Source organism: Streptomyces sp. NPDC086077 (genome assembly GCF_040686175.1).
Taxonomy (GTDB): domain Bacteria; phylum Actinomycetota; class Actinomycetes; order Streptomycetales; family Streptomycetaceae; genus Streptomyces.
Window position 1 is genome coordinate 20953 of the sequence record NZ_JBFBJT010000091.1, and the last position, 10230, is coordinate 31182.

Genomic DNA, 10230 nt, shown 5'->3' on the forward strand with positions numbered 1-10230 from the left:
GGTCACTTCCCCTTCTGGAAGTCGTTCCACAGCCCGCGCAGGATGAGCAGGCTCGCGGTGGCGCACACGGCGCCGATGGCAATGGCGACGGCGAACAGGGCGCCGACCAGGCCGACGGAGACGACCACCCCGCCGACGACCAACCACTTGCGTGCGTCGAACGGCTGCGTTGCCTGCTGAGCAACGGGGGGCTGCTGGTTGACCAGCTGCTGAGCAGCGAGGATCGCGGCAATCTGCCGGACCATCTCCGAGTTGTCGGCGGCCTCGACCGCGTCCCGGGCGGCCTTCTCCAGATCGCTCACGGCGTGACCACCTCTCGGCGCAGGTCGGTCGCCTCACGGCGGGACAGGCCCAGTTCGTCCTGCAGCGTCTTGATGGTCACCGGCCGCGACGTCGACCTGACCGCCTCGCGGTTGAGCCTGCGAGCCTCACGGCGCAGGTCAGTGGGCGTCACGGCGACCGGGACGGTGACCACCTGACGAGGTGGCGCAGCGGGGACCGCGGTGGTCAGCTTGGTGGACAGATCGGATGCCTTCGTCTCGCTCCAGAACGTCCCTGCCTCCAGCGCGGGAACGGGCGGGATGACCACCGGGGCGGGCTCGGCAACCGTGACCGTCTGGGCAACGGTTGGCGCCTCAACCGTGGTGATATCGCCACGGTTGCCGGTCACCTCGGCAGGTGTCTGGAATCCAGACACCTGACCGGCGAGGGCCTGGTGGATCTGCCGCATGAGGGCGCCGAACGCCAGCAGCGCGGCCGTCGGCGGTACCGCGGCCACCACGTAGTCGAGCGGGTCGGCGTGCGAGCCGACACCCGCCACGTTCAGGGCGATGGAGCCACCGGAGCCGATGACCGTCAGGGCGATCGCCCACCAGTCGACGCGGTGACTCAGGGACGCCCGAAGCCACAGGATCTCGCCCGCCATGATGAACAGGTCCAGGCAGGCCGGCCACGCCCAAGCGCGGATCTCCTTGCCCTCCATGCCGTGTGCCAGGGCGACCTCGGCGAGATGCGCATACGAGAGCCAGAACGCCGTAGCGGTCAGCGCGATGATGACCACGCCAGCGGCGACGGCCAGGGCGCGAGTCGGGTTCATCTTCACTGCTCGCCCTCCAGGATGTTCAGCAGGTCCTCGACGACAGCCTCGAAGCGACCGATCATGCGGGCCATCTCCCGGTCGTCGGAAAGGTCCAGCTGCTCGGACTTGGCCAGCGCCTCGCGGGCGAGGCGGATGCCGATGCGGTCGGAGTTGGTCAGGTCGAAACGGGAGCTCATTCGCCCACCTCCGGGGCGGCGGCCCGCACCACACGGTGCGCGGCCAGACAGACGCCCTCACGGTCACGCCGCTCGTTCGCGTCGAGCAGCGCAGCCATCAGGGCAGGAACGGGAGGGGTCGGCCGGGCCGACCGGCACACCGCGCGCAACGCGGCATGCTCGGTCGGCCGGCGTACAGGCCACTTCGCGGTCACCGGCCGTACCTCCACAGCCGGTCAAGCTGGTTGGCCAGCGAGTACAGGCGGCCCGCATGCACGGCGGCCTCAGCGGCCAGCGCGCGCAGCTGCTCGGGGTTCAGGTCGCCGACGTCGACGACCTCGACCACCGGGTACGGCTCCGGCTGCAGCTCCCCGAACGGCGCCCACGACAGGCGCGCTCGCAGGAACTCGACCGGGCCGCGGGCCGTGTCGACCGTGGCGGACGTCCACTCACCGTTGTGGGTGACGTCCGCCAGGTGCACGACCGGGTCGCCCTCGTGCCCGAGGCACCAGACCGGCTCGCGCACGGTGACCGTCCCGGAGTCGAGCGTCTTCAGGCTGACGATGCGGTCGTTCACGTCACCAGCCCCGGATCTTCAGGGCCCGCCGCCGGGCGCGGGTCTCACGGGGCAGCGGCGGCAGGTCCGGCGTCGACTCCACGCGGGTCAGGTCCACCGGGTCGACCTGGTAGCGGCTGCGATTCACGTTGCTGTTACGGCGCGGCATCAGACGGCCTCCCCACGCTGCTGCGGGACGGACTGGGAGGCGTTGTGCAGGCGGGCCGTGCGGGCGGCGTGACGGATGGCGGCGGCGAAACCGACCAGCTCGTCGGCCAGCTCCTCAGCCATCTCCGGGGTGAGGCGTGCCTCGTCGGGCGTCTCGTCGTCGACGAGGATGTGCGCGGCGCGCAGGCCCGGCTCCGACGCGGTCGGGTCGGAGGCGATCCGCGCCGACCAGGTGGCGCGGTCGTAGTCGCTCGTCATGGTCGGCACGGTCACGCCGGACATGTCGCTGTAGTGGGTGATGTCCCCGAGGTCGTACTGGAAGTTGTCGACGTGGTCCTCGGTGCACCACAGCGGGCACTCGACGTACACGATCTGCTTCTGCTCACCGCGTCCGATGCGGGCCGGCACCAGCTTGAAGCCGGGCCTTATGGCCGGGAACGGGTGGACGTTGTTCGGGGTGATGGCAGACTTTGCCATGCGGTTCTCCTGTGTACGCAGGTAGATCCGTAGGCCCCGTTCTGGTGTTGGTAGCACCGGGCGGGGCCGCCGCCGTTTTCGGCGACATGGACGACAGTAGGGAACACCATGTTCCCTGTCAACAGGTCTGACACCTAGGCAAATGAATGATCTCTGGGTAACGTCATGTTCCATGGAAACGACGACTGCCACACTGTGCGCCATGGATAAGCGATCACTGGCGCAGCTCGCGCGCAGGTTCAGAGACGCCGAGACCCGAGCGGAGATCCTGCGGCAGGAGCTGGCCGCGGCTATTGCGCAAGCGGACGCCGACGGGGTCGCACAGAAGGACATCTGCGAGGCCACCGGCTACACGCGCCAGCAGGTTCGGCGGATCGTGAAGGCTGCGGACGGTGACGACCAGCAGTCCGCAACCAGTCCGCAGGACGATCAATAGCTACCGTCGCTACCAAACACCAGCCAACGCACAAAACCGCTGGTCAACGCGTTACGGTCCCTCCGCCGCAGATGGCAGAGGGCCCATTGAAGTTCGAGCTGTACTTCGACGTGTGACAGGCGCCGAAGCGGGCCGCACCCATGTGTGAGCTGCGCTGACGTGTGAGACGCGGTGAGGGCCGCCACCTGGAGTGCTCCAGGTGGCGGCCCTCGTCAGTTCGCCCCGGACGGGGCAGCCGCTACCGAACTCAGCGGACCACGATCACGACGGGGCCACCGCCGTATCCGCCGTATCCGCCGTATCCGCCATAACCGCCGAAGCCGCCGAAGCCGAAGTTGTTGTAGTAGCCGAACCGGTCGTTACCCCAGCCGCCGCGGTCGCGCCAGTCGTCCCCGCCCCAGTTCGCGGGCACGTTGGTGGTCGGGGTGGCTGCCGAAGCCGTGCCGGCTGCGCCGATGGCGGCGCCACTGGCCATCAGCACGCCGATGGCGGACATCGCGAAGAGACGCCGTGCGCGTGGTGCGTTCATGGAAAAGCCTTCCTTCCATCCCAGCGTGCGGAGCACGAGCCGGACGGATGGCCGCAGCCGCCGTCGAGGAGGTACGGCGCGGTCGTCGGTGTCGTCGCCTGACTGAGAGGCGTACGTATCAGCCGCGGTCCGTGTGGCATGTGGGCTGTCGGTTGGTGAGCAGGGTGTCGCCGTGAGGCGCGTCCCGGAGAGCAGCTCCCCCTCCAGGCTAAGCCCGCCCCCGATCACACGGCATCCTCAGCCGCAAGACGTACGGGGCCGACCGGGCGCCGTGGCTGCGGCGGCTTTTCGGACTTCCCCTGATCGCCGTTCACAGGGGATGATCGATCCGGGAACCGATGTTCGAGAGAGGTACACGGGGATGTCCGAACAGGACGGCACGGAGCGGGAGTTCGACCTCAGATGGGCGGACGACGCCGAACACAAGGAGCCTTCGGCGCGGGCCCGGATGCTCGCCGCGCGCTGGAAGAACAACCCACCCGCTCCGGTGCCGTTCCGCGCCGCCCCTGAGCACCTGACCCGCCGCCGGTCCTCGTGGGTGTCGACGGTCGTGGTGCTCGGGTGCGTGGTCGCGGTGATCGTCCTGCTGGGCTACATCAACTTCCGGGCCCCTTACTAGAGCGCCGCGGAGCCGGAGGCGGGATGAACGAGAACATCCGGGCCGGTGAGACGGCGACGGCGGCGCTGGCCGCCGGCGCGCCGTGTCGAACGAGGCCGTGGACGTAGCCGATCGCGGTACCGGGACCGGCCTCGACGCCTGTGTGCGCGCCGTGGGCCGGTACCTGCAAGCGGCTGGGTGGAGGGTCTTTGCCGGGGGGGAGGGGTGGGGGCGGCCGCTTCTTGGTGTGTGCGGGTGCACACTGGCAGTGGGCCCAGGCGTTTGCTGGGGTCGTAGTGCGGGGTGATGCACATGCAGAGCCGATTCCGAAGCGACCGGAAGCTGACCGTGCGGATGACGGTCACGTTGTTCCTGCTCGGATTGTTGTACGTGGCGTTCGTCGCCGCGTTGATCGTGTTGCTGAAGTCCTGGGTGCTGGTCGTGGTGATCGCGGCGGCGCTGCTGGGCGCTCAGTACTGGTTCTCCGACCGGGTCGCGCTCTACGCGATGCACGGGCGGGTCGTGGAACGCGAGGAGTATCCGGAGCTGCACGGCGTGGTCGACCGGCTGTGCGCGGTCGCGGACATGCCCAAGCCGGTGGTCGCCGTGTCCGGCATGGACATGCCGAACGCGTTCGCCACCGGGCGCAACCCCGACCACGCGGTGGTCTGCGTGACCACCGGGCTGCTGCGGCGGCTGGAGCCGGCGGAGCTGGAGGGGGTGCTCGCGCACGAGCTGTCGCACGTGGCGCACAAGGACGTCGCCGTGATCACGGTCGCTTCGTTCCTCGGCGTGATCGCGGGGCTGATCGTGCGGTTCGCCTTCTACTCGCAGCTCTTCGGCGGCGGACGGCGCGACCAGAACACCGCCGTCGTCTTCCTCGGGATCATGGGCGTCTCGGCCGCGGTGTACGCGATCAGCTTCCTGCTGATCCGGGCGCTGTCGCGGTACCGGGAGCTGGCCGCCGACCGCGCGGCGGCGCTGCTGACCGGGCGGCCCTCCGCGCTGGCGTCCGCGCTCACCAAGGTGACCGGTGACATCGCGCGGATCCCGACGAAGGATCTGCGGACCGCGCAGGCCTTCAACGCCTTCTACTTCACGCCGGCGCTCGGCCGTGGGCCGGATGTGACGCGGCTGTTCTCCACCCACCCGAGCCTGGAGCAGCGCCTCGAACAGCTGGGGCGGATCTCCGCCGAGCTGGGCGAGGCGGCGACCCCCGGAAAGACGTGACCATGGGCCTGCTGGACATCCTGCTCGGTCGTACACAGCCGGTCGCACCCGATCTCGACCGGCTGTTCGCGCTGCCCTCGGCGGCGGTGACGCTGGAGGCGGCGGCGTCCTTCACGCCGACCGGGCACGGCGCGGTGTGCTTCGCGACGGTCGAGGGGGCGGCGTTCGACCAGACGCACCGGGAGGTACGGGCGCTGCTGGACGCGGACTCCGAGCGGACCGGGCCGCCGGTCGAGCTGGAGCGGGACGCGTACGGGTACTCCTGGCTGGTGTCCCGCCGCGCCCCCGGCGAGCTGCCGCAGCTCGTCAACGATCTGCACGCGGTGAACAGCTCCATGGAGATCAACGGCTTCGGCCCGCAGCTGCTGTGCTCACTGGCGGGCTTCCATGACGACGCCGGGCGACGGCTGGCACTGGTCTACCTCTACAAGCGCGGCACCTTCTACCCGTTCGCGCCGCTGCCCGACGGGGGACAGCGGCGCGACAGCGCGCTGGAGCTCCAGGTCAAGGCCGCGCTGGCCGGTGACCTGCGGATGGAGGAGGACCTGGGGCGCTGGTTCCCGGTGTGGGGCGCCCCAGGGCTCTGACCCCGGCCCCGAGCCGGGGGCCGGGCTACTTGCTGGTCCGCTCCCGCTGCTGACGGCGGGACTCCAGCGGCCGCTCGCGGCGGTAGCGGCGCTCCCACTTGGCCTGCTGGTCACGGCGGTCGCGGTACGCCTTGTAGCTCGTGGGCGCGGGCCCGGGCGACGAGGGGGTCGTAGGGGCGGAGGTCTTCGTGGACGCGTCGCGCCCGTACTGCACGTAGAGGAACAGCACGGCGACGGCGGCCAGCCAGTAGAGGTGGTTGCCGAATCCCAGGACGACCAGGACGACCGTCCCGGAGACAATGATGGTGCCCATGACGGGACTCCCCGGGATGTGTGTTCTGCGGTGCAACGAGCGTAGCGCCGGGGGCATGGTGGCTCGCATCTCCTTTTCCGTGTGCGGGCGTGTGCGGACGGGGCGCCGTGAGTGAATGGCGCCATGAACGCCCTCTCGCACTTCGCGGCCGACCACGACGGCGAACGGCTCGGCGCGGTGGCCGGCGGTGATCCGGACGCCCCGGTGGCAGCCGTCGTCATGCATGGCGCGGGCCGGAGCGACAAGGAACGACTGCTGCCGCTGCTGGGCGAGTTCGTGGCGCGGGGCTGCCGGGGAGTCGCGTTCGACTTCTCCGGGCACGGCGAAAGCACGGGCGAGCTGCGGGAGTCGAGCCTGCGACGCCGCTTCGACCAGGCCGTGGCGGTGATCGACGCGCGGGTCCCGGCGGACCGGGCGCTGATCCTGGTCGGCTTCAGCATGAGCGGACAGACGGTGGCGGACCTCGCCGCGCACTACGGCGACCGGGTGACCGCGCTGGGGCTGTGCGCGCCCGCCGTCTACGCGGCAGAGGCATGGGACGTGCCGTTCGGGACGGGCGACGGCCCCTTCAGCGCCCTCATCCGGCGGCCGGGCAGCTGGCGCGGGTCGCCCGCGCTGGACGCGCTGCGGGCGTATCGGGGGCGCGCGGTGCTCGCCGTGCCGGGCACGGACGCGGTGATCCCGGCGGCGGTGACGGAGGCGGTCCACGATGCCCTGTCCTGCCGCACCCGGTACACGCGCTTCGAACTGCCCGCCGCGGACCACTCGCTGGGGCTGTGGTTCCGTGCGCACGGCGACGACCGGCGGGCGTTCGTCACGGCGCTGCTGAGCGAGGAGGGCGGCGTCGCCGCAGGTGGGGGGCCGTTGTCGGTGGGGGTCGGCAGGATGGGTGACAGGGCCTCGTCGTGAGCGGCGAGAGCGGTGCGAGCGGAACGGGTGGAGGCCGGGATGGGTGCTGCGGGATTGCCGTACGTCGGGGTGGCGGAGCGGCGGGCTCGGCTGGCGGTGCGGCATCGGCTGGCGGTGGGGGCGCGCGCCGGGCGGCCGGAGGAGGTCGCCGCGTCGCTGGTCGCGCTGCACGGTTCTGATCCCGCGACCGTGTACGTGGCGGTGGGAGCGCGACTCACCGAGGCGGCGAGGGCGGTCGCCGAGACCGAGCGGGCGCTGTACGCGGACCGGACGCTGGTGCGGATGCACGGCATGCGGCACACCGTGTTCGTGTTCCCGACGGAGCTGACCGCCGTGGTGCACGCATCCACGGGGCTCGCGGTGGCGGCGCGGGAGCGGGCCTCGCTGGTCAAGGACATGGCGAAGGCGGGGGCGCCTGACGCGGCCTGGCTGAAGGAGGTCGAGGAGTCGACGCTCGCCCTGCTGGCGCGGCGCGGGGAGGCCACGGCGGCCGAGCTGGCGCGGGACGAGCCGCGGTTGCGGGAGCAGTTCGCGTACGCCGTCGGGAAGAGCTACGAGGGCGTCCACACGGTGTCGACCCGGCTGCTGCGGGTGCTGGGTGTGGAGGGCAAGGTCGTCCGGGGGCGGCCGCTCGGCTCCTGGACGTCGAGCCAGTTCCGCTGGGCCCTGGCACCCGAGCATCCCGAACTGGACGTCGTCGGGGCGCAGGCCGCGCTGCTGCGGCGTTGGCTGACGGCCTGCGGGCCCGCGACCGAAGCCGACCTCAAGTGGTGGACGGGGTGGCGGGTGACGGAGGTGCGCAGGGCGCTGACCGCGATCGGGGCGTGTGAGGTGCGACTGGACGAGGGCACGGGGTACGTCGTCGAGGGCGACGTCGAGCCGGTGCCGGCACCCGTCGAACCGTGGGCCGCGCTGCTCCCCGCCCTCGACCCCACGGCGATGGGCTGCCAGAACCGCGACTGGTTCCTCTCCCCCGAGCTGCGCCCCGCCCTCTTCGACCGCAGCGGCAACGTCGGGCCGACGGTGTGGTGGGACGGCCGCGTGGTGGGTGCCTGGGCCCAGCGGGCCGACGGCGAGATCGTCTGGCGGGTACTGGAGGAGAAGGGCCTGGGCCGGGAGGCACTCGCGGCCGTCGAGGGCGAGGCGGAGCGGCTCCGGGAGTGGGTGGGCGGTACGCGGATCACGCCGCGCTTCCGGACGCCGGTGGAGCGGGAGTTGGCGACGGGGTGAGGGGTCCGCGCCGGGCGCCTCATGAACTCACTCCGGGCAGATCTGCGTCGGGTGCCGACGTGGATCTCGGCACCCGACGCCATCGCTCACGAGCTCACCGGCTCACCGGCTCACCGCGTGTACCGCATCAGCGCCCGCACCATGTGACACGTCGTGTCCGACGGCGGGTGGACGCCGATGAGGTCCGCGGTGCCGCGGATCGTCTCGTTGCGCGCCTGGTTCGGCATGTACACCCCCGAATCGAGCAGCGCTATCGCGAGGCGCATGGCCTTGAGCCGGCGGTTGTGCGAGATGTACCAATCGCGCGGACGCCCCGGCGGCAACGGCCGCTTCTCCACGGGTGCGCAGGGGAGGTCGAGCGGGACGGGGCGCTTGGCGGTGGACTGGGTCGGCAGCGGCTTCGGCTTCAGTGCGGCAGCGGGCACGGGCATCCTCCTGTCGCGGTCAGGGCGCCTACCGGACACCCCGGCGACACCCTCGAACACTGCTTCTATTCTACCGGCCCCCACTGACAAAAGCCCCTGGCCACAACGGCTTTCGGGGATGCAGTGACACACGGGGAAGACGAGTTTCGCGGGCCGTTCGGCGGCGTACCGTGGCGGCATGGAAATCTGGATCAACCCCGCCTGCTCCAAATGCCGCAGCGCCGTGAGTCTGCTCGACGCCGAGGGTGCCGAGTACACCGTCCGCCGCTATCTGGAGGACGTACCGACCGAGGACGAGATCCGCGCCGTGCTCGACCGGTTGGGGCTGGAGCCGTGGGACATCACGCGGACCCAGGAGGCCGTGGCCAAGGAGCTCGGGCTCAAGGAGTGGCCGCGTGAGACCGGCGCCCGCGACCGCTGGGTCACCGCCCTCGCCGGGCACCCCGAGCTCATCCAGCGGCCGATCATCACCGCGGACGACGGCACTGCTGTCGTCGGCCGCACCGACGAGGCCGTACGGGACGCGCTCTCCCGCTGACCCCCGCCACCGGCAGCCGTCACCAACTCCCCTGTGACGCAGGTTACTTCAACATATTCCCGTAACCACTGAGTAACCCCGTTCGGCATCTCGTACATAGCGGCGTACGCTCCCCTACCTGCCAGGAGGCGCGCATGTCGCGCAGGAGAACTCTCAGCACGAAGAAGAAGCTGGCCCTGCTGGTCAGCGCGGCCACGGTGGCGGGCGGTGGCGCCTTCGTCATGGCGAGCACGTCGAACGCCTCGCAGTCCGCGGCGAACTCGACGGCCTGCCAGGGATTCGCCACCGCCCTCGGCAACAACCAGCGGTTCATCGCGGATCAGCGGGCCGCCCCCGACGCGCAGTCCGCGGCCCGGATCGCCAACCGTGAGGCCGTCATCGCCCAGATCCAGCTTCAGCAGAAGGCGGCCGGGTGCGAGGTTGGGGAGTCGGCTCAGGACTCCCAGGCCGCGCAGCCCGGCCAGCAGGGCAACGGCGCGGGTCAGGGTGCGGGCCAGGAAGCCGGACAGGCCGGCGGCGGCGCCCAGGAGTCCGCGCCGCCCGCCGACCCCGCCGCCCCGGGTGACGACGCGGGCGCCGCCGGGGAGCAGGTCTGCAACGGCTCCACCGTGACGCTCTCGGGTGAGGCCGGTGCCCCGGCCGCGTCGAGCAACCAGTTCCCGGCCGGAACGAAGCTGAAGGTCACCAACCTGGACAACGAGAAGTCCACGACGGTGGAGGTCACCTCGGTCTCCGGCAGCTGTGTCCTGCTCAACAACGCGGCGTTCGAACAGGTCCGTGAGCCCGGCAAGTTCCTGATCCGCCGGGCCGTGATCGAGAAGGTGGGGTGAGGCCCGACAGCCCAGGGAACCGCTGAGGCGGCGACCCGCTCAGGGTCGCCCCCGTGTAGGTGTCACAGGTCCTGCCGGGCGGGGGCCCCGGGGGGCGGTCCGGGGCGTCCGGCGCGGATCGCCTACGCGGCGCCCCCGCGCCCCCCGCGG

General features: G+C 71.2%; 17 protein-coding genes. 8 read left to right on the forward strand and 9 right to left on the reverse strand.

The window, feature by feature from the left end:
* Positions 1-2: 2 nt before the first annotated feature.
* The 6 genes from AB0O67_RS24375 to AB0O67_RS24400 form a co-directional block, all read right to left on the reverse strand.
* A complete protein-coding gene (locus AB0O67_RS24375; protein ID WP_365453673.1) occupies positions 3-302 on the reverse strand; it encodes a hypothetical protein in 300 nt (99 codons plus the stop codon).
* Positions 299-1096 carry a DUF2637 domain-containing protein gene (locus AB0O67_RS24380; protein ID WP_365453676.1) on the reverse strand — a complete coding sequence of 266 codons (798 nt, stop codon included), beginning with the start codon at positions 1094-1096 and terminating at the stop codon, positions 299-301. Before AB0O67_RS24380 ends, AB0O67_RS24375 begins: the two co-directional genes overlap by 4 nt.
* 2 nt (positions 1097-1098) lie before the next feature.
* Positions 1099-1275 (reverse strand): hypothetical protein, encoded by a 177-nt coding sequence (locus AB0O67_RS24385; RefSeq protein WP_365453679.1) that lies wholly within the window; start codon positions 1273-1275, stop codon positions 1099-1101.
* A gap of 190 nt (positions 1276-1465) precedes the next feature.
* A complete protein-coding gene (locus AB0O67_RS24390; RefSeq protein WP_365453682.1) occupies positions 1466-1831 on the reverse strand; it encodes a hypothetical protein in 366 nt (121 codons plus the stop codon).
* 1 nt (position 1832) lies between these two features.
* Positions 1833-1979, reverse strand: coding sequence for a hypothetical protein (locus tag AB0O67_RS24395; protein ID WP_365453685.1), 147 nt, complete (start codon positions 1977-1979; stop codon positions 1833-1835).
* Positions 1979-2455 (reverse strand): hypothetical protein, encoded by a 477-nt coding sequence (locus AB0O67_RS24400; RefSeq protein WP_365453688.1) that lies wholly within the window; start codon positions 2453-2455, stop codon positions 1979-1981. Before AB0O67_RS24400 ends, AB0O67_RS24395 begins: the two co-directional genes overlap by 1 nt.
* Before the next feature lie 172 nt (positions 2456-2627).
* On the opposite strand from AB0O67_RS24400, the gene AB0O67_RS24405 reads away from it, so the two are divergent.
* Positions 2628-2891 (forward strand): hypothetical protein, encoded by a 264-nt coding sequence (locus AB0O67_RS24405; RefSeq protein ID WP_365453691.1) that lies wholly within the window; start codon positions 2628-2630, stop codon positions 2889-2891.
* A gap of 247 nt (positions 2892-3138) precedes the next feature.
* On the opposite strand, the gene AB0O67_RS24410 is transcribed toward AB0O67_RS24405, so the two are convergent.
* Entirely contained in the window at positions 3139-3420 is a 282-nt protein-coding gene (locus tag AB0O67_RS24410; protein WP_365453694.1) for a hypothetical protein, read from the reverse strand.
* 361 nt (positions 3421-3781) lie between these two features.
* Here AB0O67_RS24410 and AB0O67_RS24415 point away from each other — a divergent pair, with 361 nt between their 5' ends.
* The 3 genes from AB0O67_RS24415 to AB0O67_RS24425 all read left to right on the forward strand — a co-directional run bounded on the left by AB0O67_RS24415 (position 3782) and on the right by AB0O67_RS24425 (position 5835).
* Positions 3782-4039, forward strand: a complete 258-nt coding sequence (locus tag AB0O67_RS24415; protein ID WP_365453697.1) for a hypothetical protein — start codon at positions 3782-3784, stop codon at positions 4037-4039.
* Between the two features lie 291 nt (positions 4040-4330).
* Positions 4331-5248 (forward strand): zinc metalloprotease HtpX, encoded by a 918-nt coding sequence (htpX, locus tag AB0O67_RS24420; RefSeq protein WP_365453700.1) that lies wholly within the window; start codon positions 4331-4333, stop codon positions 5246-5248.
* A 2-nt stretch (positions 5249-5250) separates the two neighbouring features.
* Positions 5251-5835, forward strand: a complete 585-nt coding sequence (locus AB0O67_RS24425; protein WP_365453703.1) for a hypothetical protein — start codon at positions 5251-5253, stop codon at positions 5833-5835.
* Between the two features lie 25 nt (positions 5836-5860).
* On the opposite strand, the gene AB0O67_RS24430 is transcribed toward AB0O67_RS24425, so the two are convergent.
* Complete coding sequence (locus tag AB0O67_RS24430) at positions 5861-6148, reverse strand: hypothetical protein (RefSeq protein ID WP_365453706.1); 288 nt, start codon at positions 6146-6148, stop codon at positions 5861-5863.
* A 123-nt stretch (positions 6149-6271) separates the two neighbouring features.
* Between AB0O67_RS24430 and AB0O67_RS24435 the strand changes: the two genes are divergently transcribed.
* Both AB0O67_RS24435 and AB0O67_RS24440 read left to right on the forward strand, forming a co-directional pair.
* Complete coding sequence (locus AB0O67_RS24435) at positions 6272-7057, forward strand: alpha/beta hydrolase (RefSeq protein ID WP_365453709.1); 786 nt, start codon at positions 6272-6274, stop codon at positions 7055-7057.
* Positions 7058-7096: 39 nt separating this feature from the next.
* Positions 7097-8287 carry a winged helix DNA-binding domain-containing protein gene (locus AB0O67_RS24440; RefSeq protein ID WP_365453712.1) on the forward strand — a complete coding sequence of 397 codons (1191 nt, stop codon included), beginning with the start codon at positions 7097-7099 and terminating at the stop codon, positions 8285-8287.
* A 110-nt stretch (positions 8288-8397) separates the two neighbouring features.
* Here the strand turns inward: AB0O67_RS24440 and AB0O67_RS24445 are convergent, their stop codons facing one another.
* The gene (locus tag AB0O67_RS24445) at positions 8398-8712 is read right to left on the reverse strand and encodes a hypothetical protein (RefSeq protein ID WP_365453715.1); all 315 of its coding nucleotides are present in this window, start codon (positions 8710-8712) and stop codon (positions 8398-8400) included.
* Between the two features lie 178 nt (positions 8713-8890).
* Here AB0O67_RS24445 and AB0O67_RS24450 point away from each other — a divergent pair, with 178 nt between their 5' ends.
* Together AB0O67_RS24450 and AB0O67_RS24455 are read left to right on the forward strand one after the other, a co-directional pair.
* Positions 8891-9250 carry an arsenate reductase family protein gene (locus tag AB0O67_RS24450; RefSeq protein ID WP_365453718.1) on the forward strand — a complete coding sequence of 120 codons (360 nt, stop codon included), beginning with the start codon at positions 8891-8893 and terminating at the stop codon, positions 9248-9250.
* Between the two features lie 134 nt (positions 9251-9384).
* Positions 9385-10080: a hypothetical protein gene (locus AB0O67_RS24455; RefSeq protein ID WP_365453721.1), complete on the forward strand. Its 696-nt coding sequence runs from the start codon at positions 9385-9387 to the stop codon at positions 10078-10080.
* The last annotated feature ends 150 nt before the right edge of the window (positions 10081-10230 follow it).

What these genes read in the sequence shown, in the direction of transcription:
- AB0O67_RS24380 (WP_365453676.1), bottom strand. Translation starts at nt 1,096, where the DNA reads ATGAACCCGACTCGCGCCCTGGCCGTCGCCGCTGGCGTGGTCATCATC.
- AB0O67_RS24385 (WP_365453679.1), bottom strand. Translation starts at nt 1,275, where the DNA reads ATGAGCTCCCGTTTCGACCTGACCAACTCCGACCGCATCGGCATCCGC.
- AB0O67_RS24395 (WP_365453685.1), bottom strand. Translation starts at nt 1,979, where the DNA reads ATGCCGCGCCGTAACAGCAACGTGAATCGCAGCCGCTACCAGGTCGAC.
- AB0O67_RS24400 (WP_365453688.1), bottom strand. Translation starts at nt 2,455, where the DNA reads ATGGCAAAGTCTGCCATCACCCCGAACAACGTCCACCCGTTCCCGGCC.
- AB0O67_RS24405 (WP_365453691.1), top strand. Translation starts at nt 2,628, where the DNA reads ATGGAAACGACGACTGCCACACTGTGCGCCATGGATAAGCGATCACTG.
- AB0O67_RS24410 (WP_365453694.1), bottom strand. Translation starts at nt 3,420, where the DNA reads ATGAACGCACCACGCGCACGGCGTCTCTTCGCGATGTCCGCCATCGGC.
- AB0O67_RS24415 (WP_365453697.1), top strand. Translation starts at nt 3,782, where the DNA reads ATGTCCGAACAGGACGGCACGGAGCGGGAGTTCGACCTCAGATGGGCG.
- htpX (WP_365453700.1), top strand. Translation starts at nt 4,331, where the DNA reads ATGCAGAGCCGATTCCGAAGCGACCGGAAGCTGACCGTGCGGATGACG.
- AB0O67_RS24425 (WP_365453703.1), top strand. Translation starts at nt 5,251, where the DNA reads ATGGGCCTGCTGGACATCCTGCTCGGTCGTACACAGCCGGTCGCACCC.
- AB0O67_RS24430 (WP_365453706.1), bottom strand. Translation starts at nt 6,148, where the DNA reads ATGGGCACCATCATTGTCTCCGGGACGGTCGTCCTGGTCGTCCTGGGA.
- AB0O67_RS24435 (WP_365453709.1), top strand. Translation starts at nt 6,272, where the DNA reads ATGAACGCCCTCTCGCACTTCGCGGCCGACCACGACGGCGAACGGCTC.
- AB0O67_RS24440 (WP_365453712.1), top strand. Translation starts at nt 7,097, where the DNA reads ATGGGTGCTGCGGGATTGCCGTACGTCGGGGTGGCGGAGCGGCGGGCT.
- AB0O67_RS24450 (WP_365453718.1), top strand. Translation starts at nt 8,891, where the DNA reads ATGGAAATCTGGATCAACCCCGCCTGCTCCAAATGCCGCAGCGCCGTG.
- AB0O67_RS24455 (WP_365453721.1), top strand. Translation starts at nt 9,385, where the DNA reads ATGTCGCGCAGGAGAACTCTCAGCACGAAGAAGAAGCTGGCCCTGCTG.